Source organism: Pseudoalteromonas sp. NZS71_1, assembly GCF_015864305.1.
Classification (GTDB): Bacteria; Pseudomonadota; Gammaproteobacteria; order Enterobacterales; family Alteromonadaceae; genus Pseudoalteromonas; species Pseudoalteromonas arctica.
The window spans coordinates 72,541-97,622 of sequence record NZ_JADYXM010000007.1 but is presented as its reverse complement, the minus strand read 5'-3'; the positions used below and the strand labels follow the sequence as shown (position 1 = coordinate 97,622).

The following is a 25,082-nucleotide window of genomic DNA, read 5'->3' as shown; positions in this document are numbered from 1 at the left end:
ACTTCTCGCTATTTTTTTACTCTAACTTTTCATTTATCAACATAATACCAATCCGCAATAATACTTAATCATTTTGCGGGGCTAAATGTGTCGCTACCTGTGTTAAAAAATTCTCATTTAGACAAAATCGAAAATGCTATTAAAGAAAAAAAACACACCGCTGCAAATTTAACTTCGAAAGATAAACAGGCCCTAGTCGTTCCAACTTATCTGTATTATTTGCATGTCTTTATATTTTGATGCTGTAAAGAAAATCTGATTGTTATCACTAATAAAAAATGCGATAGGTTTAAAATCCACGTGCACATCTTTTACTGTTTTATCTTCTAAATTAAGCCTTGCAACTCTTGAAATTGCATCAGAGTAGTAAAGGTAATTACCATTAATGGCAAAAAGTTGTGCTTGTCGCGCGTCTTTAGGCAATTCCCAACTCTGTTTATTTGATAATTTAATTAACTGATTATTAGTAATTGCATAATTAGTACCGTCAGCGCCTGAAATTAATTTGTTGGCTTTAACATCCTCTAATATAGTTGTGTCTCGCGTTAATAAATTAAACTGAGCAAATAGATTTTCTGAACCACGTCGCTCTAAATAAATTATACTTTCATTATCTTTAGACCATACATAGCTTAGTATTTTTCGCCCTTCAAACTCAGCTATGGTATAGAGCTTGTTCGACATAACGTCAAAAAATGCAATATCACTATTAACTCTTAATAAAACACGATCTTGCTTACTCGATACTCTTAGTCCGCCAATAGCAAAGGTAGATTTACCTTCATAAGTAAAGTTACTAAGTTGCTTTGTAAGTCCATTTTGAGATAACCACAACTGACTGCTACCAGAGCGCTCCGATACAAAAATATGCGCTGGCCCTTTCTCATTAATGACTTCTGCAATGATGTAGTCGTCCTCATCACTTTTGTAGAGTGCTTCATACTCAGGAACATCGCTAAAAAGATTAGTCGCTTTAATTAACGAAAATGCTTGTGTTTTATTTGCTGAGTAAAAAAGGCTATTAGCAGATTGAACTGCAATATAATAAGGTGAAATTGCTGGGGTAACCGTTAGTGTGCGTTTAATAATATTATTTTCATCAAACACAATGGTTGAAAGCTCAGAGTCTTCAAAAACAATCACGCCTTTATCGTCTGCAAGCCAGTCAAACGCGAAGCTAATTATGCTTTTCTTTGCTTTAAATAACCGCTTGGTTTCATGGGTCTCAAAGTTGTAGCTAAATACAGAAAAAGGCTTACCCTTTTGGCTAAGTACATATGCTATTTTACTACCAGAATGAGATAAACGAGGCATGATTACACCATACATGACGCCTGGTGGTGGGATCACTATGAATTCTTTTTTAAGTTCTAAATCATATTTATATAAACCTGAACCCTCATGCTCATTTTTATATTCGGTGTAATAAATATGCTCACCACTTTCGTCTACTTGCGCATAACCTGTGTATCTAAGGTCGCACTTTTTAATTAAAGTAGCCTCTCCTATAACAGGAAACTGGCTTAAATCAACGAGAACCATTTCACACTTTTGCTGCTTTAAGTTGGTCGCTTGTAACAACACAGAGTGCTGATTTAACTGCCACGATAAAATGGATACTTGAAAGCCAGGATAGGTAATTTCAACTTCCCTTTGATCAGATAGTCGTTTTACAAATGCATGCATTACGTCATTTTCAGGTTCAACATTTGTATAAGCTAAATATTGTTTATCTGAGGACATCTCAGGATGAACCTCACTGCCTATATTCCACGTGCTTGCTACCTTATTAACCGTGATCTGTTTAATCTTTTCACTAGAAGGTGTATTAATAAAAAACAACCCAAACCATACTAAAAAGCACAGGCAAATAATGGCGAATAAAGAATAAATCAAAAACTTTTTACTATTCGTTCTTTGAACTGGTTGCGAAATAGTTGCAGTAGCTATCTCTTCATTTTTGGCAGAAATACCCGGTGAGTCAGGCAAAATGTTTGCAGGCTCTTTCGAAACGTTTGCTTGCGTTAAACGCTCAGGTATTACCGTTAGGCTATATCCTTTACGGTAATGTGTTTTTAAAAGCGGCGCTTTTTCAATTGGGTGGGCAAGCTGCTTTCTTAACTCTGAGATTGCACGGTTAATCGCATTATCGTCAACAAAGCTTTGTTGCCACACACTCTCAATAAGCTCTTGGCGGGAAACGATTTGTTGAGGCTTATCTATAAAGTGGAGTAATAACTTTACTAAAAGTGGATCTAATTCCCTTTCTAAATGGTTTGAAGTAATCACACAGCGATTACTAATAAATTGCCAAGGTCCGATTTGATAATTCATAGTCTTTACGTATTTTTATTTTTATAAACCGTATCACATCTACACTTTATTTTATAGAAAAAGCATTTTAAACCTTATATTAGCATTATAAGGTTTAAAGCTAACATACTAAATTTAAACAATTATTTAGCTTTAAAACCTTATCTATTAATTGCTCATAACTAGATAAGCGACTCTTAATAAATTCAGCGATATTCTTTAAACCGTCATCAACAAGCAGCTTAGTAAAAAATCATTTGTGATTCTAAATTGGCTGCAGCAAAAAATACAAAAGGTTTAATTATGAACAGCACAATGAAAAAAGTACTACCGGCTTTACTACTAGCAACTGCTTTTAATACTACTTCAGTTATTGCAGCTGACACTAAACAAAACACCGATCAAAATAATTTTGAGAAATGCATGATTGGTGAAAGCATAAAGGCAATTAACCCTGTTAATCAAAAACTACAAAAAACAAACAAAATAGACGCTTCTGAGTCTTTAAAAAGTAATGTTGATAAGCAAACGTTACTTTCTTCAATAGATGAAAAAATATCAGCTGAGCTTGACTCTTCAATGAGTAAAATAAACTCGCAAATTGATAAAAATCTTTCAAAGGTAACATCGTCAATCACTACATATTTCAGCAATGTGTTATCGAACTAAAAACAATAAAATTAAAAGTTATATTAAGGAATTATCATGAAAAAATTCACAAAAAAATTAGTATCTGCCAGCGTATTACTTAGTTGCAGCCTTTTAGCAAATACAGCACAGGCTCAAAGCTCTGTATGGCAAGTAAGTAATGGCAATGACTCACTATTTATTGGCGGTACAGTTCACATACTACCTAAAGCTGAAATGCCACTACCCGCTGAGTTTAACCATGCTTATGAACAAGCAGATACAATTATTTTAGAAGCACCGTTACCTGACCCAGCCGACACCAATGCACAAATGCAAATGTTAGGTGCGCTATCGTATACAAATAACGAAACGTTAAGTCAAAAGCTAGAACCCGAGATTAAGGCTTTACTTGAAAATAAGCTTAGCGAGTTTGGCGCTAACCTAGCTAAGTTAGATGGTTTTCGCCCTGCTATGGTTAGTATTGTTTTAATGTCGATGGAGCTTCAAAAGCAAAATTTAATGGGTGAAGGGGTTGATGCTTACTTTACTAAAAAAGCGACTGAAGATAACAAAACAAAAGATTACTTAGAAACAATGGAATTTCAGTTAGAGTTTTTTAAAACAATGGGTCAAGGCAACGAAAACGATTTCATTAAACGTAACTTAGCCGAGCTTCACAACTATGGCGATATGTTTAAAGGACTTTTAGCTGCCTGGCGCAAAGGTGATACAGAAACACTGAATAAAGTGGCACTTGAAGATATGCAGCAAAATGATCCGAATAGCTATAAACAAATCATTACAGATAGAAATAATGATTGGTTACCAAAAGTAGAAGCCATGTTTAACAACGACAAAAATGAGTTTGTACTTGTTGGAGTTGCCCACCTCGCAGGACAAGATAGTTTACTTACCTTACTTGAAAACAAGGGCTATAAAGTTTCTCTAGTTGATATTGATAGCACGGCAGATATAACAGTAAGAGGGGCTGAATAATGGATAAAACAGATAAACTAGCGATATCGCTACTGTTTCTATTTGGGTCTATCATGTTGATATGTGCTATATAAAAAATGCCGCTAACAAGCGGCATTTTTTTATTTTAATAAACTTACCCGCGAGGAATAAAACCAAGCGCATCGTATACCGATTTCAATGTTTTCTCAGCACGTACACTTGCTTTTTCAGCACCTGATTTCATTATGCTATTAAGTAGGTTTTGATCTTCTCTGATCTCTTTAAAACGGGCTTGAATTGGCTCAATCATATTTACAACTGCATCTGCTGTATCTTTCTTTAAATGGCCATACATTTTATCTTCATACTCAGGAACTAGGTCTTCTATTGAGCGCTTAGTTGCAACACTCAATAAAGTAAGCAAGTTTGATACACCAGGCTTTTCTGTGCGATCAAAATAAATACGTGCTTGTTCATCTGAATCAGTTACTGCTTTTTTAAGCTTTTTCACAATTTGCTTTGGCTCATCTAATAACATGATATAACCATTTGGGTTTTCGTCAGACTTAGACATCTTTTTAAGTGGGTCTTGCAAGCTCATTACGCGTGCACCAAACTGTGGAATATACGGCTCTGGTAATTTAAATACGTCGCCGTATAAATTATTAAAGCGTGTGGCTATATCGCGAGTCAGCTCTAAGTGTTGCTTTTGATCTTCACCAACGGGTACTTGATCAGCTTGGTATAATAAAATATCCGCAGCTTGCAATACCGGATATGAAAATAAGCCCACGTTTACGTTATTTGCATGCTTAGATGACTTGTCTTTAAACTGAGTCATTCGATTAAGCTCACCCATTTGCGCGTAACAATTTAATACCCACGCTAACTGTGCGTGCTCAGGTACTTGTGATTGTACAAATAACGCAGATTTTTCAGGATCAATGCCACATGCCGCGTAAAGAGCAATACCATCCAACACTCGAGAGCGCAGTAACTCAGGCTCTTGGCGAACCGTAATAGCGTGTAAGTCTACTAACATAAAGAAACTTTCGTGGTCTTCCTGTAACTTTAGCCACTGGTTAATAGCGCCAACATAGTTGCCTATTGTCATACCACCGGTTGGCTGAATGCCGCTTAAAACTACTGGTTTACTCATGATTTTCCTTTATTTTGCTTAATTAATAATATTTAACGCTGCGTTAGAACAGGTATTATATCTAAGAAGTGATCGCATAGGTACTGTGGATTATAATCCCCAAGATTTTCACCTTGGTTATAGCCATAACTAAGTGCAATTACGTCTATATTAGCGGCTTTAGCTGCAAGTATATCGCTTTTAGAATCACCTATCATTATTGCTTTATTAGGCTCTGCATTTAGTTTTTTGCAGGCAAATAGCAATGGCTCTGGCGATGGTTTTTTTGCCATGTCGTCACCGCATACAATCACATCAAAATGACTCGTTAGTGCCAGTTTATCAAGTAGTTTTTCTGTGAATATTCGAGACTTATTAGTGATTAATGCTTTAGGCATACCACGAAGTGCTGCAAGCCCGGTTTCTACATGTTGGTACAAAACACTATACTCACCAACTTGTTGTTCATAGTGCTTATAAAACTGTAATATTGCTTTACTACTAAGTGACTCATCTAGATGTGCACTCACTTGCATATCGCCACTCAAAGCGCGTTTAACGAGGACTTCAACCCCATTACCGACCCAGCTTTCAACCAAGCGTTGACTAACAATAGGGAAAGCAAGACTGCTCAAGGTTAAATTAATAGCAATATACAAGTCGTAAACGCTATCAACCAAAGTACCATCTAAATCAAATAAGGCGACGTCGTACTTCATTATTTTACACTTCCAAGCTGTTTACGCATTTGGTCAATCACAACCTTGTAATCTGGTTGATTAAAAATAGCTGAGCCTGCAACAAACATATCAGCACCCGCTTGTGCTGCTGCAGCAATATTATCGACTTTAATACCCCCATCAACCTCTAAGCGAATATCTCGGCCTGACTCAATAATACGCTGTTTTGCTTGGCGTAATTTTTCAAGCGTATGAGGTATAAAGCTTTGCCCGCCAAAACCTGGGTTAACCGACATAAGTAAAATGGTATCTAGCTTATCTATAACATGGTCCAAATAACTTAGGCTTGTTGCTGGGTTAAAGACTAAGCCTGCTTTACAGCCGTGATCTTTTATTAACTGTATTGTACGATCGACGTGCTCACTGGCTTCAGGATGAAAAGTAATAATTGATGCGCCAGCCTCTGCAAACAATGGAATAAGACTATCTACAGGCTTAACCATTAAATGTACGTCGATAGGTGCTGTAATGCCGTAATCTCTGAGTGCTTTACACACCATAGGACCAATTGTGAGATTAGGTACATAGTGATTATCCATTACATCAAAGTGAACCACGTCAGCGCCCGCTTCGAGTACTTTATCAACATCTTCGCCTAGTTTTGCAAAATCAGCAGACAAAATAGAAGGGGCTATTAAATATTTTTGCTCTGGGTTAAACATGATTAACTCCATCAATAAATAGTGTATTGCGTTAATGTAACTTAATTGAAGATGTTACCCAAGTAATATGGCGTAATAGCCCCTATTTCAGGTAACTTTAAGTTTGATTTTTAATCAATATTTGCTATGATTAAAAAAGTAACAAATTATTGGATTTCATCATGCGTGCTTTTAAAACTGGGATATTAATTGCGTCGGCATTACTGCTTATCGGGGCGTTTAGCTTTGGTTCAAGCTCTGAGCAAGAATTAAGCTCAGTAGGTAATTGTCATAATACACAAGTGGTAAGTGCTCAAAACACATTAACTACAATCACGTGTATTAAAGCTGAAGAAGAGTCATCGTGGTTTTCGTGGTTAACTGGCGATAGCCGTAGTGCTCAGTTTCATTACCTCGATTTACTAGAGCTACTTACTAGCTCTGATGATTCTAAAAACACTCCATCTTTAAAACCTTTATTTTAAATAATGCTGCAATTTTTTAGTGCGTTGCAAAGTGTGCTAGCAGCATTTTTTGGTGTTCAATCTGAAAATAAACGCCAAGTCGATTTTAAACAACACTCTCCTATCTCTATCATCCTAATTGCGATTGTACTATTTATTGCTTTTGTTATCGCAATTTACGCAGTGGTTGCTTGGGTGCTAAATACATAGCCATCAACTCGTCAACTTTATTTCTAGAGCCACCTTTGGGGCTAATAGTGCGCTTTACTTGAATTTGATCAAGTGATGCTTGGCTATAAATTTTTCGAGTCCATACGGTATCGTGATTAGAGATAAGCACTGGTGTATCATTTTCAAAGGCAGCCTTCTCAGCCAGATTAGCCAAATTAGCCTGATCATCTAAATTAAACCCCCCTTTAGCGTAAGACGTAAAAGAAGCTGTTTTACTTAATGGTACATAAGGTGGGTCGCAATAAATAACTGCATTGTTAGGCACTAACTTAAAAACGTCATCGTAATCTAAACAGGTGAAGGTTGCTTTTTGTGCTTTTTCAGCAAAAAAATACATTTCTTTTTCAGGAAAGTAAGGCTTTTTATATTTACCAAAAGGCACATTAAAAATACCTTTTAAATTATACCTACAAAGTCCGTTGTAACCATGGCGGTTCATGTATAAAAACAATATTGAACGTTCATATACATCACGACTTTGATTAAACTGCACACGATATTCGTAATAAGCATCTGCGTGATTATTCAAATCTACAAATAACTTTTTAGCGTCACTAATCAGCTCATCTGGAGAGCTTTTTAGCTCTTTGTATAAGTTAATTAAGTCTGCATTTATATCGTTGAGAATATAGTGTTTAAAGTCACTATTTAAAAACACAGAGCCTGCACCAACAAAAGGTTCAACCAACGTATCAGCATGCTTGCTAGCTTGGTTTAATCGCGCATTAATATTTTCAACTAGGCTGTATTTTCCGCCGGCCCATTTAAGGAAGGCTCTACTCTTTTGCTGCATTGGCTCTTTACTTCAATCTGGTGTTGCGCGATTTTACACTAAAGCAGTGTGTTTTACTGATCAACGAGTGCTATTTCTTGCTTTATTTTACTAATTTTTTTATAGAAAGGTTTATTTTTTCTAACCTCAGCAGATAAAGTATCCATTGCTGATTTTGCTTCGTTTATACTTTCAAAACTGCCAAATGTAACAACCCACCATATTTTATTATTTCGCTTTGTTTGGTAAGTATGAGTTTGCTGCTGTAGATTGAATTGAGCAATAAAATTATCGCTAACTTCCTGCTGAGTTACGGCTAATAATTGAATAACACTATTTGTATCTATTTGCTGCATGTACCATATATTATCTTGGCTGATCTGAGTTTGCTCTACTGTATTTACTTTTAGAGCTTTAGATTTAACGTCACTTGATACACTGCTTTTATTATTAGTACTATCATCAACATCATTGTCTAATACGTTAACGGTATTCGTAGGTTCGGTAAGGCTTTGCATTATGGCAGGCACATCATTAATGTGTACACGCTCTGCTTTAATATCTGGCTCAACAACTTTGGGGTCATTTAAGTTAATTATTGAGTCATTTTTCTTTATAGCCGGCTCACTTACTTGCTCTATAGATATTGCTGTATTTATTACTTGTGTTTCTTCTTGCTGATAATACTGTTGCCACCACTGTGTCATATCCGACTTATAAAGCAGACCAATAATTAAAAACATAATCAGCAACATCAAAATCAATAAGTGTAATCGCCAAGACACTTTGTCTTTTACAATAATATCGGCTATGTGCTCACTAGGTTGCCAAGCAAGCAATAAGCTGGGATTACCGTGAGCCTCAGCTAAAAAAGTACTAAATACAGGGTCTTCATCATAGGGTAAGTCTGTAAAGTACCACTGCAATAACATCTTGCTTTCTCGAAGCGTTAGCGGCTCCAAATAAATTTCAACAGCGTTATTTAAAGCCAGTTTAGACTGTGAAGCTATTATAATATATAGCGTATTTGGGCTGTTTTTAGAAAGTAACTCAAGCTCAATTAACATCTCATCAGATAATTGCCTACCGCCATCAAGTACCCATAAACATGGCCCGCATGGTTGCTGCTGCAGTAATTGGTAATAGTTTTCAGGTAAACTTAAGTTATGATCAATCAGGGGAGAGTTAAAGCTTTGCTCTAATAACTCACTCATTAGCTGAGCGTCAGTCATTTGTGCACTTACTTGCACAAAGGCTTTATTAAAGTCGTTGTATTTATCTGTAATGAAGGTTTCGAGCATATAACTTTTACCTAGCCCAGAAGTGCCAAGTAAAACAATTAAATTTTGCCCGTACTCAAATTGCAGTGCGATTCTATCCACCAAAGCCGCACGGCTTGGTAAAATTTGTGACTGCATTTACTGCTCGATTAAGTCTCTAACTTGATCATCAGATACATTATCAACTAATGCACACTGGCCAAATTGGGTAGGTAGAATAAAGCGGATAGTGCCTTTTTTATTCTTTTTGTCTTTACGCATATGCGTTAAAAACTGCTCGCTAGTCATTTGCTTTGGAATTTCTGTTGGTAAATTATATAGCTCAAGCAGCTTAATAATTCGATCAACTTCATCTGCGCTTAAATCTTGGCGTGTCTTGGCAAGTTTAGCTGCTAATACCATTCCTGTTGCAACAGCTTCGCCGTGTAACCAAACGCCATAACCCATCTGTGCCTCAATTGCATGGGCAAATGTATGGCCTAAGTTTAACAAAGCCCGTAAGCCATGTTCTTTTTCATCTTGAGCAACTATAAGCGCTTTTATTTCACAACATCTAAAAATGATATGCTGTAAGCATGCTTCATCTAGTTGCTGTAAATTAGTCACATTTCGCTCTAAATAGGCAAATAATTCGGTATCGTAAATCAGACCATACTTAATTACCTCAGCCATACCTGCTGCAAACTCTCGTGCAGGTAGAGTGTGTAATGTTTGCGTATCAATAAAAACCGCTTGAGGCTGATAAAATGCCCCTATCATATTTTTACCTAACGGATGATTTACTGCCGTTTTTCCACCTACCGATGAATCAACCTGTGAAAGCACTGTCGTTGGTATTTGAATAAACGGTACGCCGCGCTGATAACAAGCCGCTACAAAACCAGTTAGGTCACCTACAACACCGCCACCTAACGCAATTAAACACGTATCTCGGCCACAGTTATTTTGTAGTAAAAATGCTGATATTTTTTCAAACCATTCCAGTGATTTATATTGCTCACCGTCAGGAATAATAAAAGATAGCGGATTTAGATCAGCTAATGAATCAAGTAACCTTTGCAAATATAAAGGCGCTATTGTGTCATTAGTAATGATGATAGGCCGACAATCACCAATGTGGTGAACCAGGCGGCCATTATCTTGAAGTGCAGATTGCCCAATATAAATAGGATAACTTCGCTCGTCCAAATTAACAGTTAATTTAAGCATGCTTGGCTATTCCTTTATTATTGGTTTTTAAAAATCTAATTTCTCGATGATTTGGTTAGCAACAACTTTAGCGCTTTGCTCATCGGTACGTACAACAAAATCAGCAACTTCTTTGTATAGTGGCTCGCGTTCTTCTGCTAAGCGCTCTAGTACGTTACGAGGTGCTTCTTCAGTTTGCAGTAATGGGCGACGCTTGTCGCGTTGCGTGCGTGCAACTTGCTTCTCTATAGGTGTCTCTAGGTATACAACGATACCTCGAGCCGAAAGCTTGTTTCGAACTTCTTTGCTCATTACTGAACCACCACCGGTAGCAAGTACAATACCTTGCATCTCGGTTAAATCGCCAATAACAGACTCTTCTCGAAGTCTAAAGCCTTCTTCACCTTCAAGATCGAATACCCATGCAATATCTGCACCTGTGCGGCGTTCGATTTCTTGATCAGAATCAACAAATTCAAGGTGTAATTGGTCAGCGATGTGACGACCAATCGTGCTTTTGCCAGCCCCCATGGGGCCAACTAGAAATATATTACGTTTCTCAGCCATATCTTTTAGTACAAACAAACTCTAAAATTTGAAATAAAACCCCGCCTAACGACCTGGCCCCAAAATTAAGGAGGGGATTATCTCAGTAATTGCGGGGGTATTTCAAGTCAATTAGCATAAAAAGCCATATAACGAGCAATTAATCTAAATAATCACCCGTTGGTTAACATAAAACCACTGTATTTTAATCAATTTGTATTTTTGGTGTCACAAAAATAAGTAATTCACGCTTTTCATTAAACTCACTTGTGGTTTTAAATAGTCTTCCTACGTAAGGAATGTCACCTAAAATTGGCACTTTACTCGTAGTATTAATGATCTGCTGCTGGAAAATACCACCGAGTACTACGGTTTGTCCATTCTCAACTAACACTTGAGTTTGAATCTCTTGGGTATCAATAGACACTGCTTCACCTGTTCCCGTTTGTACAGTATCACCACGAGTATCTTGAGTAATAATTAAGTCTAGAATTACTTTATTATCAGGTGTGATATGAGGTGTCACTTCTAAGCTTAGTACCGCTTTTTTAAAGCTTACAGTAGTAGCACCACTTGAAGCTGACTCAGTGTAAGGTATTTCAGTACCTTGCTCTATTCGCGCTTTTTGCTGATTAGCCGCTATAATACGCGGACTAGCAATAATTTCGCCTTTATTCTCTTCTTCAAGAGCACTTAGCTCTAAATCAATTAATGTACCGTTAGCCAACTTTGCTATGTGCAAACCAATACTGGCCGCAGGATTAGAAATTGGTAAATTTACATTTAATCGATCTGAAATACTTGGCGCATTTGAAGTTGATGTCGCGTTATAAATACCTTCTGCGCCTTCAAGGGAGCCTGAAATACCAACACTACTGCCTTGATCACTAAAGCCCCAGCGTACGCCTAAGTCTTCAGTAACGTTATCGCGCACAGTTACCATTCGAGATTCAATTACAACCTGCTGTACCGGAATATCGAGCGTTTCTATCATCCGGCGAATGTTTTCTATACTCTTTACAGTATCTTTTACTAATAAGGTATTTGTACGCTGATCAACCGAAACACTACCACGGGCAGTTATGATGCTGTTTGTATCTGTTTTTAATAAGTCAGCAAAATTTTCGGCTTTAGCATAGTTTAATCGAATGTATTCACTATAGAGTGGCTCTAAGTCTTCAACTTGCTGTTTAGCTTTTAAATCTTTGGCTTCACGTGCCGCAAGCTCCTCTGCAGGCGCTACCATTAAAATAGAGCCATCCATGCGTTTGTCTAGCCCTTTAATACGCAGTACTACGTCAAGCGCTTGATCCCATGGTACGCCATCTAAACGCAGTGTTATATTACCTGTCACTGAATCACTGGTTACTAAGTTAAAATCGTTATAACCCGCAATAATTTGTAGTGCTGCTCGCACAGAGATATCTTGAAAATTTAAGGTCATAGGGCGACCTTGATACTCAACTCCACCATCTAAATAGGCGTTTTGCGTTTCATCTTTTTCTACCGTCAGCGTTAAAATATTATCTATTTGCTGATACGTAAATGTAAACTGAGCATTTGGCTCAATAACGACACGACTTAATCCGTCTTCTTTAAAAGTCTCGATATTACTTACAACAGTACCAAAATCTAATACATCTAATTCATAAAGTAGGTCATCTAAAATATCGGTGTGATGAAAGTCAGCGTAAATTTTCCCGCCACTTTCATGGACTTCAATTGCAGCTTGAGTGTCTTGTAGAAATACGAGTACTTTCGCCTCGCCCTTTTCACCACGTCTAAAATCAATTGATTGGATACGGTTGATGTAATTTCCACTTACGTCACCTGAGTCCATCGCTACATCTTCATTTTCAGATTCTGTAAGAGGATTATCAGACACGCGTATTGATACTAAGTTGTTATGAACTTCAGTTTCATAAATTTTTAATCTATCTAAGTTTACCGTTACCTTTAAACCACTGTTAGTTAAAACATTAGTAACACTGCTAATTCCAGCTTGATTAACTTCAACATCATTTAAACCAACCTCTAACTCTGCGGTATCAAAAAACATTTCGATTCGGGCTGGGCTATTAAACACCTGAACTTTTGGCTCAAGCGTTAACTCTTCATCAAAAACAAGCTGTAACTCAGTTTCGCCTTTAAGTAATGGATTATAACGAACATCATAAAGTAACGGCCCTGCAACGGCTGAATTTACAGTGACTAAAGCAACAGCAGCCAGTAATGTTCGTGAAATACGATGAAGCCAAAGTACATCCTTATGCATGCTATTTTTACCTTTTTTATTATTAATTTGCGCCATCTGTTGCCGCCTCTAACATTTCTAATTTAGTCAAGCGCTCTTTCCAACAGCCAGACCCATCAGGGATTAATTCCACTAACTCTATATAGTCGTTACTTACTGTTTTTACTTTGCCATCATAACTACCAAGGTAATTCCCTACCGTTACACGATGCAAAGTAGCGTCAGCTGCTGTTATTAATGCCCATATTTGTCCACTAGAACCAATTGTGCCTTTCATTGCTAAGTTATCTAGCGGGTATTTTTCTAACGGTTCGCGGCGACGCTCTTGATCTGGGTGCAAACAGTTTTTTACTTGCGTTAATTTATTTTGGATTATCTCAGGCTGAGGCGCTACAAACGGGCTACGTAGCTGACCAGCACTGTACTCAAATATTTCAAACTTTGTCAGCTCAGGAATTGATTCAACCTTTGGTGTTGTGCTTGCTTTTACCTGATCAATAAATTCTTTTTGCTCAGACGTATCATCATTACAACCACTCAAAACAAACACCATTACTACAGGTACTACGCGAAGGAGCTTCATTTTTTAACCCCTTCTTCATAACGATATGTTTTTGCAACAACACCAAATGTTAACTGTTTATCGCCCGATGATAAAATAGAAAAGTCATGTAAGCTTACAATTCGTGGTAACTGAGCTACTTTACCCACAAACTCACCAAATTCATGGTAGGTTCCTATCACTTCTATTTTAATCGGTAATTCAGTATAAAATTCTTTCTCGACTTCTGGTAACCAACCTATTTTTAAAAAAGTCAGACCACTTGTTGTGCCAACATACGACAAATCATCAAGTAAACCAGGGGTTTCGTTAGAGGTAGGTAAACGTTTTAATAATTGTGAAAACTTATCTTCCATTTCAATCATTTGTTGACGGTAGATCTCAAGCTTACTCGCGACTGCGTATTTAGTACGATAAGTAGTGCGTAACTCGACCTCTTTCGCAACTGCACTGTGGTAACTATCAATTTCATCAGAAACTAATAGGCTATAACTAAAAAACAATACAAGTCCGGCAACAAACGTACAGCAAATTGCTTTAACTGCAATAGGCCAATCGCCAATGTTATCGAGCTCTATTTCATTCCAATCAATTTCACTCAGTGCTTTAAAATCAAGGCTCATCGCTAACCTCACCAATTTTATCAAATGGTTTTACATAAAATTCCATATTAAAATCACTAAGTAAACGCGAAGATTGATCGCCTGCAACAATGCCTTGCATTGAAGGATTCTCTAGTAAATATGAGCTTTGTACTTGGCGCAGCATTGTTGATAAACGGTTATTAGATTCACTGCGTCCCAATACATGTATTTGGCTGCCTCTGCGCTCGAGTTTTGTTAAGTAAACCCCACCCGGCACTATTTTGGCAACTTCATCCATTATTTGCGTACCCAAATTACGGCTGCTTTGTAATTCTTCAATGAGCCTCATACGCTGTTGTAAGTTTTCTTTTCTTTTATCTAAACTTCTAATTTCACTTATTTTTTTATCTAGCATGCTAATTTCTGAACTTAAATAGTTATTCTTTAAGTTTTGACCGTCTTTTAATGCACTATAAAAAGAGCTTAATAAGTACATACTCGCAAAACAAAGTATAACGACACCAATAAGTATAGTTACAAATTTCTTTTTCGATTCTTCGCGCTGCGATTCACGCCAAGGAAGTAGATTTATATGTGGCATGTTGAAAAGCTCCTTAATGCCAACCCTGTCGCAATTGCAAACTGCGTTTTGTGACGCTGCATTACATTACGATCTACTTTTGGAGAAATTTCCATATTTTCAAAAGGCTCAGCAACGACAGAGTGAATACCTAGTTCTTCAATGAGTAATCGGTCAATACCTTTAATCATCGATGTACCACCCGTTAATACAATATAGTCGATTTGCTCTTTGCCACTGGTTGTTAAAAACATTTGCACCGCGCGTCGCACTTGTTGAAGTAACGAAGTTTGAAAAGGGGCTAATACTTCAAAGGTGTAGTTTGGCGGTAAATCGCCTGATGTTTTACCAATTTCAGCTTCATCAAATCCTTTATTATAATAAGCAACGATACTATTTGTATATTGGTCGCCACCAAAAACTTGGTCACGTGTATAAATTGTTTCCCCTGCTTGAACAACGCTCACGAGCATTAAAACCGCACCAATATCAACCACAGCCACACATTTATTAAATGCGTCGCTGGGTAATTGTTGGTAATACACATCCATTGCACGACTTAATGCATAGCTTTCTACATCAACTATTTTAGCTTCTAAATTTGCAGCTTCTAAAGCGCCAACACGCGCTTCTACACTCTCAGTACGAGCAGCTGAAAGCAAAACATTCATTTTACTAGGATCGGCCTCATTCGTCGAAAGCTTCTCAAAGTCGAGGCTCACTTCATCAAGAGGATATGGAATTAAACTATCAGCTTCAATTTCAATTTGCGACTCAAGTTCAGCATCAGTTAACGATACATCCATGAAGATCACTTTTGTAATGACTGTTTGGCCAGAAACAGCCACTGCTGCAGATTTTAACGACTTTGGTAATTTTTTTCTTAATTTTGTAATTACGTTACCAATCGCTTCAATATCTTGAATTGTTCGCTCACTCATTGCGCCTTTTGGCATCGGCTCAATTGCAAGTGCTTCGAGTCGAAATCCAGTTTCAATTTCACGTAAAAGCACAGCCTTAATAGAGTGCGATCCAATATCAATTCCTACCATCATTTGGGACGGTTTTTGAAATAGTTGACTTAGCATGTTTCAACTTGGCCTTTGTTTTAATAATAAACAAGTTATAATTTTTATATGAAAAAATATTATTCATTTTTTAATCAATATATACTAGCAGTCAAAACTCGCAATTGGGAGTCCATTTAGGGAAATATAAGTGATTTTATTAAAACGAACTTTACAATTTTTTATCATTTGTGTGTTAATTGGTCTGATTACTTTGATCAGTCTTTATTACTACGTTAAACCTGATATCCCCAGTGTGCAAGTTTTAAAAGACGTGCAATTACAAACTCCTATGCAAGTATTCACTAAAGATGGGCTTTTAATCAATCAATTTGGTGAAAAACGTCGTATTCCAGTGACTATTGATGAAATTCCTCAAACACTCATTAATGCATTTTTAGCGACAGAAGATAATCGATTTTACGATCATATAGGCATAGACCCTATTGGTATAGTACGTTCGGCTGTTGTTCTTATATCTACTGGCGAGAAAAAACAAGGTGCAAGTACTATTACTATGCAGCTTGCTCGTAATTTCTTTTTAACACGCGAAAAAGCATATATCCGTAAAGTTAAAGAAATATTTATAGCGCTTCATATTGAAGGAGTGTTAACAAAAGACGAAATCTTAGAGCTTTATCTTAATAAAATAGAATTAGGTAATCGTGCTTTCGGTATTGGTGCAGCAGCGCAAGTTTATTACGGTAAAGAGCTAAAAGATTTAACACTTGCACAAATGGCGATGATTGCAGGTTTACCTAAAGCACCTTCAGCTTTAAACCCAATTCGTAACCCAACGCGTGCAAAAGCACGCCGAAATGTAGTTTTAGGCCGTTTACTGACCGAAGACTATATAACACAAGAGCAATATAACGAAGCAACTAGCCAACCTATTACAGCTTATTTTCACGGTGCAGAAATAAACTTATACGCACCGTATATCTCTGAAATGGTGCGCGCTGAAATGGTTTCGCGCTATGGGGTAGATAAAGCCTACAACTCAGGTTTTAAAATTTTTACCTCAGTAGAGTCAAAGGTTCAAAAAGCAGCGCAAAACGCACTTGTAAATAACTTACACAGTTACGATATGCGTCATGGTTTTAGAGGTCCAACTGATGTTTTATGGAATCCTGAAACACAACCAGCTTTAACTGAGCAACAAATACTCAATAAATTACAGAGCGTAAATGAGTTAGGCACTTTAAAAGTTGCAGCAGTACTCAGTGTTAATAATAAAACAGCTACAGTACTACTTAAAAACGGTGAGCAAACAACTCTCAGTTGGGATAGTTTAAAATGGGCGCGTAAGTATATTACTCGCTACCGCCAAAGCTTTGCTCCAAAAGCAGCTACTGATATTTTAACGCCAGGTATGCAAATATGGGTACGTCAAAACGAAGATAACAGCTACTTATTAAGCCAAATACCAGAAGCATCAAGCGCTATTGTATCCCTCGATCCACAAGACGGTAGAATAAAAGCTATTGTAGGGGGTTACAGCTTTGAGCAAAGTCAATACAACCGAGCGATACAAGCTAAGCGTCAAGTGGGTTCTAATATAAAACCTTTTATATATTCAGCAGCACTTGAAAAAGGTTACACGCTTGCGTCTATATTAAATGATGCACCTATAAACCAGTGGGATAAGAGCCAAGGCGTAGCATGGCGCCCTAAAAACAGCCCTGCTGTTTACAATGGTCCTATTCGAATTCGCCGTGCTTTAGCACAGTCTAAAAACGTTATTTCAGTGCGCTTACTACGTGGTGTTGGATTGCAACGTACAGCTGATCACTTACTAAAATTTGGTTTTAAAGACGCTGACATTAATCGTAGTGAATCATTAGCACTTGGTAGTGCTTCTATTACCCCGCTTGAACTTGCAAGAGGCATGAGCACATTTGCCAACGGTGGTCACTTAATTGAACCTTACTTTATCTCAGAAATTCAAGATGCTTACGGCAATGTATTGTTTAAAGCAAACCCTGCTCTTGCCTGTGACGAAGAGCCTTTGCCAACACACAATGCACTCTCAATGCATAATAGTGATGATGAAATGGAGCAAACGAAAAAATGTGCGCCGAGAATTATTTCTAAGCAAAATGCATTTTTAATTGCTGATGCTATGAATAGTGCAATTTGGGGGGGTGGTAGCTGGGCTCATAAAACAGGTTGGAGTGGAACCGGTTGGCGAGCACAAGCGCTAGATCGTCGCGATATTTCAGGTAAAACAGGCACAACTAATGACTCAGTAGATACCTGGTTTAGCGGTTTTAATAGTAATGTGATGACCTCAGTTTGGGTTGGCTTTGATAATCCGGGCAACGCTCTTGGTCGCTCTACATATAATAACAACCTAGATAGCAGCCAAATATCAGGTGCGGAATCTGGCGCTAAAACCGCGCAGCCAGCGTGGGTTGAATTTATGAAAGCGGCACTTGAAGGCAAGCCTGAAGCCCCAATTGAGCCGCCTGAGGGACTCGTTTCTATTCGTATTGATTTAGCTACAGGCTTACTTAGCCATAAAAATGACTACACAAGTCGATTTGAATATTTTGAAAAAGGCACCGCACCTACAAAGTATGTGCTATCTCAGCCTAACGATATATTTGAAGAAGACACTAAAACAGAAGAAGAGCTATTTTAGTAATATGTATGTAATACAAAAACGGCAGCTTATTTAAGCTGCCGTTTTTGTTTAAACCAAATGTTTATTTTAAGTTTTGAACAAGCCAATATAAATCAGAGTGCACACCCGCAGCGGTCACTTCCCTACCCGCTCCTGGCCCCTGAATCACTAATGCGTTATCGCTATACCATTTGCTATTAATTACAAAAATATTATCGCCTGGTGTAAGGTTTGCTAACGCATCGCCATTAGGCACATACGCTATTCCCACTTTAGCAATTACTTCACCTTGTGTGATTTCTAACAAGCCCGTATATCTAAGTACTGAATTTTTAGACTTTGCTGTCACTGCATGCTCTTCGATGAACGCGTCTAGCTGTGCTTTTTTATTTAAAAAGTCATCCCAACTTCCCAGCGCAAGTTCATCTGGCATCAATGCCGATAAACTAATATCGTCAAGTTCAAGCTCAACACCTAGCTCTCGAGCTAAAATAAGTAGCTTACGCTGCATATCTCGCCCAGATAAATCTTCGCGAGGGTCTGGCTCTGTGAATCCCATTTTCTGAGCTTCCAGTAGCAACTCAGAAAATGGCCTTGTTCCATCATATTTACTACATAACCACGAAAGCGTGCCTGAGAAAACACCTTCTATACGTGTTATTTTATCGCCACTATTTTGCAAATCAGCCAAAGCAAAGTTAATAGGTAAGCCAGCGCCTACACTGGTGTTATATCGCCAATGTAAATTACGTTCTGTAATATTACTACGAAGTGCTTTATACCAAGTAGTAGGTGCTGTTCCAGCGTATTTATTAGCACTAATTAAATGACAGTTTCTATCTACAAAGTCTGGATATAACAAGCTAAATTGTTCACTTGCGGTAATATCAATTACAATTTTATGCTCGTAATCGAGCTCATTTATAGCATTCAGTAAATCTGCAGATTGATAGCTATTTGCCTCATGCTGCCATTGAGTTTTCCATTGCTGTGTATTAATACCACTTGCATTAAACAGCATTTTTTTAGAGCGAATTAGACCGACTAATTTAATACCAAAGTCATCCGATAAACGCTCAAATTGTGCCGATAACTGTTTAATAAAAACGTCGCCAACGTTACCAAGCCCCGCAACTATAATTGCGATTTCTTGGCCTTTATTAATTAGCTTATCGTGTAAGGCACTTTGTATATCACTATCTATAAATTGATCGGTAAGCAATAAAGCATAGCCAGTATCTTGATGGACAAAACGAGGTTTTATGCTGTGGAGTTTTAATAAATCTAATGCTTGTAAGCTTAATGTATTAACGTCTTGCTCAGGCGCTACAATTGCACAACCGTTTAAATTTGACTCGCTAATATTTGCCCTACCCGCAAAATAATTAATAACCAGATAAGTTTGTGCTGCAGGTACTACTAAATACACTTCACCATTATGGTTAAAGTGATGAAGGCTATGCTGAATAAGCTGACTAACACTTGCAACCTCACCTTCACTTAATCCTTCAACCATTAATAGGTCAACATTTTGCAACGTGGTTATAAAGCGCTTTTTCTTCGCTGAACCTTCTTTGACTATATCTGTTGGACTTGCTTGTACGTCAAAACTACTGCGAACAGCTAGCTTAATATCTGTGTTTTTAAGTGGCGATAGTGTTTTTGCATGTAATACAGGGTTACCCAAACGAGCTAATAAATTAGCTTGCCCGCGACAAATTTTGCCGTATTTAATCGCTTTTTTTACCTTTCGAGGATCAGTGCTATACACTCCCTGTGTATCAGTCCAAATACATACTTGCTTAGCATTGCAATAATTTGCAAGTAGTGTTGCACTGTAGTCACTCCCATTTCGGCCAAGCGTTACTGTCTCGCCTTTGATATCTGCGGCAATAAACCCAGTAACAACATTTATTTTATTAGGCAAAATTAACTGCCCACATTGCTGCGCATTTTGCGCATGCATTAATTCGCCATCATTTAAGGTAAAAAGAGTACGTGCATCTTCAGCGCATGCCTCAATATTTAGCTGCTGTAAATAAGTAGCGAGTAAACGTGCTGACCACAGTTCGCCATGTGCAAGTAATGCAGCCTCTTTTAGCTGCTCAGCTTGAGCAAGTTCTGCAATATAGCTAAGCTCGGTATTTAGTGTTTTAAGTGCACTTCGTTTTAAATCAGCTTCTAATAACTGCTCTATTAAATCACTTTGATGGTTATTTAACTGCAGTAAAATATCAGCTACTGCTTGAGTATCTTGTTTTTGATAGCTTTGCCAAAGTAATACTAGCGTATCGGTTGTCTTACCCGCAGCCGATACCACCACACAATCACCCGGTTGAGTATGTGTAATTATTATTTTTGCTACGCTTTGGTATCGCTCACTTGAGCTTAAACTCGATCCACCAAATTTATGTATACAGTTAACCATATTAATCACCAAAGCGCCGGACGAGCTGCACTTAATTTAACGTTACCACCAGAAGTGCCTGCTCCTTTGCCTACACGGCCAACATTTTTATTTTGCCCTGGTTTTACAAGTTCAAACACTCGTTCAAAATCAGCGACTAAATCGTGTATATCTTCAATACCTACCGAAATACGAATAAGCGTATCGCCCACACCCGCCTCTAAACGTGCTGTTGCCTCCATACCTGCGTGCGTCATAGTTGCAGGGTGACAAATTAAGCTCTCTACGCCACCTAGTGACTCAGCTAAACTAAACGTTTTAAGGCTAGTTAAAAATGCTGCAGCGTCATTTATATCGCCTTTAATATCAAAACTAACCATGCCACCAAAACCAAGTTGCTGTGCTTTAGCCAGCTCATGTTGAGGATGTGACTCAAGACCTGGGTAGTAAACTTGGCTTACATATTCAGAGCTTTCAAGGTACTTAGCTATTGCCAGTGCATTTTCTTGATGCTGCCTTAGGCGCACATTTAAAGTACGTAAACCACGAAGCGTTAAATAGCTATCAAAAGGCGCACCCGTAATACCAATGTTATTAGCCCACCAAGCAAGCTCATCGCCTAACTCTTGTGTTGCTGCAATAACAGCGCCGCCTACTACATCTGAGTGTCCGTTAATGTATTTAGTGGTTGAATGCACCACAATATCTACACCAAACTTAATAGGGTTTTGTAAGGCAGGCGACAAAAACGTGTTATCTGCAGCCACCAATGCACCGCATTGCTTAGCCACATCGGTAACCGCTTTAATATCTGTTAAACGAAGTACTGGGTTACTTGGGGTTTCTATCCAAATAAGCTTTGGTTTAATTACTAAAATTTGTTGAAGGCTTTCTTCTTTTGTTAAATCTAATATTTCGAGCTTTAGTAGTCCGCGTTTTTGTAAAGATGTAAATAAACGATAGCTGCCACCATAACAATCATGTGGAATTACTAACCTATCGTCACTATTAAGTAGCTGAGTAGCTAAATGCACGGCAGCCATGCCTGTAGCTGTAATTATGCCACGAGCGCCACCTTCAAGCTTAGCAAGCGTCTCAGCTAAAATATCACGATTAGGATTACCGCTACGACCATAATCATACTCACGCTTAGTATCAAAGTCGGCAAACGAATAAGTAGTCGATAAATAAATTGGCGGTACCACCGCACCATGATGTTTATCAGCATCAACGCCATTACGTACAGCAATGGTCGCTTTGTTTTTTTCGCTCATATTCGTCACCTGATTAATTTGGATGTTTAGACGTCTAAAAGAGTAAGTTATCCGTTTTGATAAGTCAAAGTATTTTAAAGCTCTAGATGGCTAAAAGTAGAAGGGGCCTCTGCGAATAACACATTTTAGCTCACAAAAGTGTGCTTATCTTTACACCTACGATAGGCTTATTAAGATAGATCGGTATCTATTATTTGACTATCTTTTTTAAATCGATAGAATTTCACGCATATTTACACGCTTTTTATACCGTGTGAGAAATTAATAATCTGAGGCAACGATACATCTTATGGCTAAATGGAATGGTGAGTATATTCACCCATACGCAGAACACGGTAAAAAATCAGAGCAAGTTAAAAAGATCACCGTTTCGATCCCGCTAAATGTATTAAAGGTATTAACTGACGAACGTACACGTCGTCAAATCAATAACCTTCGCCATGCTACAAATAGTGAATTGCTATGTGAGGCATTTTTGCATGCTTTTACTGGCCAACCTTTACCAAATGACGATGACTTACGTAAAGATAACGCCGAAAAAGTGCCAGAAGAAGTTAAAAAAATAATGCAAGAAATGGGTCTAGAAGTACCCGTTTTAAACGAAGAATAAATATTACAAAGACAAAAAAACCTCAGTAATTACTGAGGTTTTTTTATGTCTAAATTTTATTGTATAGATTTACTGCATATAGTTTTCAGGTAGCTCAATTTGTGCAACACCTGACTCAATAGCAGCAAGTGCAACAGCTCTTGCTATACGCGGCAGTAAACGTGGATCCATTGGTTTTGGAATAATATACTGCGCACCAAATTCTAGTTTATCTACTCCAGCGGCTTTTAAAACTTCTGCAGGTACTGGCTCTTTGGCAATACTTCGAATAGCACCTACTGCAGCAATTTTCATTTCATCGTTAATAGCACTTGCACGTACATCAAGTGCACCACGGAAAATAAACGGGAAACATAAAACATTATTAACTTGGTTAGGGTAATCAGAGCGCCCTGTTGCCATGATTAAATCGTTGCGTGCGCCGTGCGCAAGTGCAGGATCAATCTCAGGATCTGGATTTGAACATGCAAACACAACTGGTTTTGCAGCCATTAGCTTTAAATCTTCAGCCGCTAATAAGTTAGGGCCAGAAACACCCACAAATACATCCGCATCTGCAATTACATCTTGCAATGTACGCTTATCGGTATTATTAGCAAAAAGCTGTTTGTATTCATTTAAGTCATCGCGGCGGGTATGAATAACACCTTTGCGGTCAAGCATATAAATGTGTTCACGCAGTGCACCACACTTAATTAACAGCTCCATACACGCAACAGCGGCAGCGCCTGCACCTAAACATACAATAATTGCATCTTCAATTGACTTACCTTGTACTTCTAGCGCATTTAACATACCAGCAGCCGTTACAATGGCAGTACCGTGTTGATCGTCATGAAAAACAGGAATGCTACAACGCTCTATTAATGCTTTTTCAATTTCAAAACACTCTGGTGCTTTAATATCTTCAAGGTTAATGCCACCGAATGTGTCGGCAATATTGGCAACCGTATTAATAAAGTCTTCTGTTGTTTTGTGCTTAACTTCAATATCGATAGAATCAAGCCCTGCAAAACGTTTAAACAATAATGCTTTACCTTCCATTACAGGCTTAGACGCTAAAGGACCTAAATTACCAAGGCCTAGAATTGCAGTACCATTAGTAATAACCGCAACCATGTTACCTTTACCAGTATATTTATAAGCATTTGCAGGATCTGCAGCTATTTCACGTACAGGTTCGGCAACACCTGGGCTATACGCAAGTGCAAGATCATGAGCCGTTTCAGCTGGTTTTGTAAGCTCAATGCTAATTTTACCTGGTACGGGATGTGAGTGGTAATGTAGTGCTTGTTCACGAAAGTCAGACATAACGCGATGGTATCCTGCAATTTAAGTTAAAGTGAGAGATGGAGTCTTGGGGTACGATACCCTTATTATTTTTAAATTCCAAGCAATATCAGGTCTATCCTGTTATATGCTATATCCTTTAATTTTAATAGGTTTTTCAGTAACTTTGCAGGATTATATCGACATTTAATAAATAAAAATTCACCTAAAAAGTAAGTTTTAAGGTGCTATTATACCTATCAAAATCTTATAAAATGTATACTTAAAGTAACAGCATAAACTTAGAATAACAGCCTACTACCCTACTTTAAAAACAGATAAGCCCACGTTAGCTACTTTTATCAACCTAGTTAAAAATTGTACTATTTAAAATATAGAGAATATCTATCGATTTGTCTGTAAAGGATTATGCATACTCAGAATAAGAATAGGAAATAGTTATGCAAAAGGAGGGGATAGTTAAAATCAACGAAATAATACCAATCTGCTTATATATGGGGTCTATTTAACGTTAAGAAAATTACGCTAGAACTAGGCAAAAATTTTTGTATCTAGTTGTTCTAAATAAAAAATTTTTAACGACGTTATGGTGCAATTTAATTCGTTAAATTGCTCAAAGATTTATGTAGGTTGGTTTAAGATAATAAATAACAAATTTTAGGCACAAAAAAAGCACCCTAAGGTGCTTTTTTTAACTAAACAGCAATAATTACTTCTTGCTGGCAAGTGCACCGAAGCGCTTGTTGAAGCGATCAACACGTCCGCCAGTGTCTAAAACTTTTTGCTTACCAGTGTAAAACGGGTGACACGCAGAACATACGTCTAAGTGAATGTCTTTACAAAGAGTTGAGCTAGTTTCGAATTTATTTCCACATGAACATGTTGCAGAAATTACTTCGTACTTAGGGTGAATACCTTCTTTCATAGG

General features: G+C 37.7%; 23 protein-coding genes. 6 read left to right on the top strand and 17 right to left on the bottom strand.

The window, feature by feature from the left end:
• Positions 1 to 192 precede the first annotated feature (192 nt).
• Positions 193 to 2,334 (bottom strand): transcriptional regulator, encoded by a 2,142-nt coding sequence (locus I6F43_RS12035; RefSeq protein WP_197102506.1) that lies wholly within the window; start codon positions 2,332 to 2,334, stop codon positions 193 to 195.
• Between the two features lie 282 nt (positions 2,335 to 2,616).
• On the opposite strand from I6F43_RS12035, the gene I6F43_RS12030 reads away from it, so the two are divergent.
• Both I6F43_RS12030 and I6F43_RS12025 read left to right on the top strand, forming a co-directional pair.
• Complete coding sequence (locus I6F43_RS12030) at positions 2,617 to 2,982, top strand: hypothetical protein (RefSeq protein ID WP_197102504.1); 366 nt, start codon at positions 2,617 to 2,619, stop codon at positions 2,980 to 2,982.
• Between the two features lie 36 nt (positions 2,983 to 3,018).
• A complete protein-coding gene (locus tag I6F43_RS12025) occupies positions 3,019 to 3,939 on the top strand; it encodes a TraB/GumN family protein (protein ID WP_197102502.1) in 921 nt (306 codons plus the stop codon).
• 115 nt (positions 3,940 to 4,054) lie between these two features.
• Here I6F43_RS12025 and trpS read toward each other — a convergent pair whose 3' ends face one another.
• From trpS to rpe, 3 genes are read right to left on the bottom strand one after another with little or no spacing between them, the layout of a single operon-like run.
• Positions 4,055 to 5,059: a tryptophan--tRNA ligase gene (trpS, locus tag I6F43_RS12020; protein WP_007586290.1), complete on the bottom strand. Its 1,005-nt coding sequence runs from the start codon at positions 5,057 to 5,059 to the stop codon at positions 4,055 to 4,057.
• Between the two features lie 32 nt (positions 5,060 to 5,091).
• Positions 5,092 to 5,757 carry a phosphoglycolate phosphatase gene (locus I6F43_RS12015; protein WP_197102500.1) on the bottom strand — a complete coding sequence of 222 codons (666 nt, stop codon included), beginning with the start codon at positions 5,755 to 5,757 and terminating at the stop codon, positions 5,092 to 5,094.
• Complete coding sequence (rpe, locus tag I6F43_RS12010) at positions 5,757 to 6,440, bottom strand: ribulose-phosphate 3-epimerase (protein ID WP_165721225.1); 684 nt, start codon at positions 6,438 to 6,440, stop codon at positions 5,757 to 5,759. Before rpe ends, I6F43_RS12015 begins: the two co-directional genes overlap by 1 nt.
• Before the next feature lie 161 nt (positions 6,441 to 6,601).
• On the opposite strand from rpe, the gene I6F43_RS12005 reads away from it, so the two are divergent.
• Together I6F43_RS12005 and I6F43_RS12000 are read left to right on the top strand one after the other, a co-directional pair.
• Entirely contained in the window at positions 6,602 to 6,904 is a 303-nt protein-coding gene (locus I6F43_RS12005) for a hypothetical protein (RefSeq protein WP_010553790.1), read from the top strand.
• Between the two features lie 3 nt (positions 6,905 to 6,907).
• Positions 6,908 to 7,093, top strand: a complete 186-nt coding sequence (locus tag I6F43_RS12000) for a DUF2970 domain-containing protein (protein WP_081709141.1) — start codon at positions 6,908 to 6,910, stop codon at positions 7,091 to 7,093.
• Here the strand turns inward: I6F43_RS12000 and I6F43_RS11995 are convergent.
• The 9 genes from I6F43_RS11995 to I6F43_RS11955 all read right to left on the bottom strand — a co-directional run bounded on the left by I6F43_RS11995 (position 7,050) and on the right by I6F43_RS11955 (position 15,968).
• A complete protein-coding gene (locus tag I6F43_RS11995; RefSeq protein WP_024589888.1) occupies positions 7,050 to 7,907 on the bottom strand; it encodes a Dam family site-specific DNA-(adenine-N6)-methyltransferase in 858 nt (285 codons plus the stop codon). The genes I6F43_RS12000 and I6F43_RS11995 overlap by 44 nt on opposite strands.
• Positions 7,908 to 7,960: 53 nt before the next feature.
• Positions 7,961 to 9,304 (bottom strand): AAA family ATPase, encoded by a 1,344-nt coding sequence (locus tag I6F43_RS11990; protein WP_197102498.1) that lies wholly within the window; start codon positions 9,302 to 9,304, stop codon positions 7,961 to 7,963.
• Positions 9,305 to 10,375 (bottom strand): 3-dehydroquinate synthase, encoded by a 1,071-nt coding sequence (gene aroB, locus I6F43_RS11985; protein WP_010553793.1) that lies wholly within the window; start codon positions 10,373 to 10,375, stop codon positions 9,305 to 9,307.
• Positions 10,376 to 10,402: 27 nt separating this feature from the next.
• Positions 10,403 to 10,921 (bottom strand): shikimate kinase AroK, encoded by a 519-nt coding sequence (gene aroK / locus I6F43_RS11980; protein ID WP_004589350.1) that lies wholly within the window; start codon positions 10,919 to 10,921, stop codon positions 10,403 to 10,405.
• 184 nt (positions 10,922 to 11,105) lie between these two features.
• Positions 11,106 to 13,211 carry a type IV pilus secretin PilQ gene (locus I6F43_RS11975; RefSeq protein ID WP_197102496.1) on the bottom strand — a complete coding sequence of 702 codons (2,106 nt, stop codon included), beginning with the start codon at positions 13,209 to 13,211 and terminating at the stop codon, positions 11,106 to 11,108.
• Positions 13,198 to 13,737, bottom strand: a complete 540-nt coding sequence (locus I6F43_RS11970) for a pilus assembly protein PilP (RefSeq protein WP_007586272.1) — start codon at positions 13,735 to 13,737, stop codon at positions 13,198 to 13,200. The genes I6F43_RS11975 and I6F43_RS11970 overlap by 14 nt, the downstream gene beginning before the upstream one ends.
• Positions 13,734 to 14,339 (bottom strand): type 4a pilus biogenesis protein PilO, encoded by a 606-nt coding sequence (locus I6F43_RS11965; RefSeq protein ID WP_197102494.1) that lies wholly within the window; start codon positions 14,337 to 14,339, stop codon positions 13,734 to 13,736. Before I6F43_RS11965 ends, I6F43_RS11970 begins: the two co-directional genes overlap by 4 nt.
• Complete coding sequence (locus I6F43_RS11960; RefSeq protein ID WP_007586268.1) at positions 14,329 to 14,901, bottom strand: PilN domain-containing protein; 573 nt, start codon at positions 14,899 to 14,901, stop codon at positions 14,329 to 14,331. Before I6F43_RS11960 ends, I6F43_RS11965 begins: the two co-directional genes overlap by 11 nt.
• Positions 14,889 to 15,968: a pilus assembly protein PilM gene (locus I6F43_RS11955; protein ID WP_024589891.1), complete on the bottom strand. Its 1,080-nt coding sequence runs from the start codon at positions 15,966 to 15,968 to the stop codon at positions 14,889 to 14,891. The genes I6F43_RS11960 and I6F43_RS11955 overlap by 13 nt, the downstream gene beginning before the upstream one ends.
• Before the next feature lie 130 nt (positions 15,969 to 16,098).
• Between I6F43_RS11955 and I6F43_RS11950 the strand changes: the two genes are divergently transcribed.
• Positions 16,099 to 18,591: a penicillin-binding protein 1A gene (locus I6F43_RS11950; protein WP_101217492.1), complete on the top strand. Its 2,493-nt coding sequence runs from the start codon at positions 16,099 to 16,101 to the stop codon at positions 18,589 to 18,591.
• Between the two features lie 64 nt (positions 18,592 to 18,655).
• Here the strand turns inward: I6F43_RS11950 and metL are convergent, their stop codons facing one another.
• A complete protein-coding gene (gene metL / locus I6F43_RS11945) occupies positions 18,656 to 21,001 on the bottom strand; it encodes a bifunctional aspartate kinase/homoserine dehydrogenase II (RefSeq protein ID WP_197102492.1) in 2,346 nt (781 codons plus the stop codon).
• A 5-nt stretch (positions 21,002 to 21,006) separates the two neighbouring features.
• The gene (gene metB, locus I6F43_RS11940) at positions 21,007 to 22,254 is read right to left on the bottom strand and encodes a cystathionine gamma-synthase (RefSeq protein ID WP_197102490.1); all 1,248 of its coding nucleotides are present in this window, start codon (positions 22,252 to 22,254) and stop codon (positions 21,007 to 21,009) included.
• Positions 22,255 to 22,543: 289 nt separating this feature from the next.
• Here metB and metJ point away from each other — a divergent pair, with 289 nt between their 5' ends.
• Positions 22,544 to 22,864 carry a met regulon transcriptional regulator MetJ gene (metJ, locus tag I6F43_RS11935; RefSeq protein ID WP_007586263.1) on the top strand — a complete coding sequence of 107 codons (321 nt, stop codon included), beginning with the start codon at positions 22,544 to 22,546 and terminating at the stop codon, positions 22,862 to 22,864.
• A gap of 69 nt (positions 22,865 to 22,933) precedes the next feature.
• Here metJ and I6F43_RS11930 read toward each other — a convergent pair whose 3' ends face one another.
• Together I6F43_RS11930 and rpmE are read right to left on the bottom strand one after the other, a co-directional pair.
• The gene (locus I6F43_RS11930; protein ID WP_197102488.1) at positions 22,934 to 24,175 is read right to left on the bottom strand and encodes a malic enzyme-like NAD(P)-binding protein; all 1,242 of its coding nucleotides are present in this window, start codon (positions 24,173 to 24,175) and stop codon (positions 22,934 to 22,936) included.
• 688 nt (positions 24,176 to 24,863) lie between these two features.
• Entirely contained in the window at positions 24,864 to 25,079 is a 216-nt protein-coding gene (gene rpmE, locus I6F43_RS11925) for a 50S ribosomal protein L31 (RefSeq protein WP_007582029.1), read from the bottom strand.
• Positions 25,080 to 25,082: the final 3 nt, after the last annotated feature.

Excerpts from the sequence above, each read along its gene's own strand:
- I6F43_RS12035 (WP_197102506.1), bottom strand. The coding sequence starts at position 2,334 with ATGAATTATCAAATCGGACCTTGGCAATTTATTAGTAATCGCTGTGTG.
- I6F43_RS12030 (WP_197102504.1), top strand. The coding sequence starts at position 2,617 with ATGAACAGCACAATGAAAAAAGTACTACCGGCTTTACTACTAGCAACT.
- I6F43_RS12025 (WP_197102502.1), top strand. The coding sequence starts at position 3,019 with ATGAAAAAATTCACAAAAAAATTAGTATCTGCCAGCGTATTACTTAGT.
- trpS (WP_007586290.1), bottom strand. The coding sequence starts at position 5,059 with ATGAGTAAACCAGTAGTTTTAAGCGGCATTCAGCCAACCGGTGGTATG.
- I6F43_RS12015 (WP_197102500.1), bottom strand. The coding sequence starts at position 5,757 with ATGAAGTACGACGTCGCCTTATTTGATTTAGATGGTACTTTGGTTGAT.
- rpe (WP_165721225.1), bottom strand. The coding sequence starts at position 6,440 with ATGTTTAACCCAGAGCAAAAATATTTAATAGCCCCTTCTATTTTGTCT.
- I6F43_RS12005 (WP_010553790.1), top strand. The coding sequence starts at position 6,602 with ATGCGTGCTTTTAAAACTGGGATATTAATTGCGTCGGCATTACTGCTT.
- I6F43_RS12000 (WP_081709141.1), top strand. The coding sequence starts at position 6,908 with ATGCTGCAATTTTTTAGTGCGTTGCAAAGTGTGCTAGCAGCATTTTTT.
- I6F43_RS11995 (WP_024589888.1), bottom strand. The coding sequence starts at position 7,907 with ATGCAGCAAAAGAGTAGAGCCTTCCTTAAATGGGCCGGCGGAAAATAC.
- I6F43_RS11990 (WP_197102498.1), bottom strand. The coding sequence starts at position 9,304 with ATGCAGTCACAAATTTTACCAAGCCGTGCGGCTTTGGTGGATAGAATC.
- aroB (WP_010553793.1), bottom strand. The coding sequence starts at position 10,375 with ATGCTTAAATTAACTGTTAATTTGGACGAGCGAAGTTATCCTATTTAT.
- aroK (WP_004589350.1), bottom strand. The coding sequence starts at position 10,921 with ATGGCTGAGAAACGTAATATATTTCTAGTTGGCCCCATGGGGGCTGGC.
- I6F43_RS11975 (WP_197102496.1), bottom strand. The coding sequence starts at position 13,211 with ATGGCGCAAATTAATAATAAAAAAGGTAAAAATAGCATGCATAAGGAT.
- I6F43_RS11970 (WP_007586272.1), bottom strand. The coding sequence starts at position 13,737 with ATGAAGCTCCTTCGCGTAGTACCTGTAGTAATGGTGTTTGTTTTGAGT.
- I6F43_RS11965 (WP_197102494.1), bottom strand. The coding sequence starts at position 14,339 with ATGAGCCTTGATTTTAAAGCACTGAGTGAAATTGATTGGAATGAAATA.
- I6F43_RS11960 (WP_007586268.1), bottom strand. The coding sequence starts at position 14,901 with ATGCCACATATAAATCTACTTCCTTGGCGTGAATCGCAGCGCGAAGAA.
- I6F43_RS11955 (WP_024589891.1), bottom strand. The coding sequence starts at position 15,968 with ATGCTAAGTCAACTATTTCAAAAACCGTCCCAAATGATGGTAGGAATT.
- metL (WP_197102492.1), bottom strand. The coding sequence starts at position 21,001 with ATGGTTAACTGTATACATAAATTTGGTGGATCGAGTTTAAGCTCAAGT.
- metB (WP_197102490.1), bottom strand. The coding sequence starts at position 22,254 with ATGAGCGAAAAAAACAAAGCGACCATTGCTGTACGTAATGGCGTTGAT.
- metJ (WP_007586263.1), top strand. The coding sequence starts at position 22,544 with ATGGCTAAATGGAATGGTGAGTATATTCACCCATACGCAGAACACGGT.
- I6F43_RS11930 (WP_197102488.1), bottom strand. The coding sequence starts at position 24,175 with ATGTCTGACTTTCGTGAACAAGCACTACATTACCACTCACATCCCGTA.
- rpmE (WP_007582029.1), bottom strand. The coding sequence starts at position 25,079 with ATGAAAGAAGGTATTCACCCTAAGTACGAAGTAATTTCTGCAACATGT.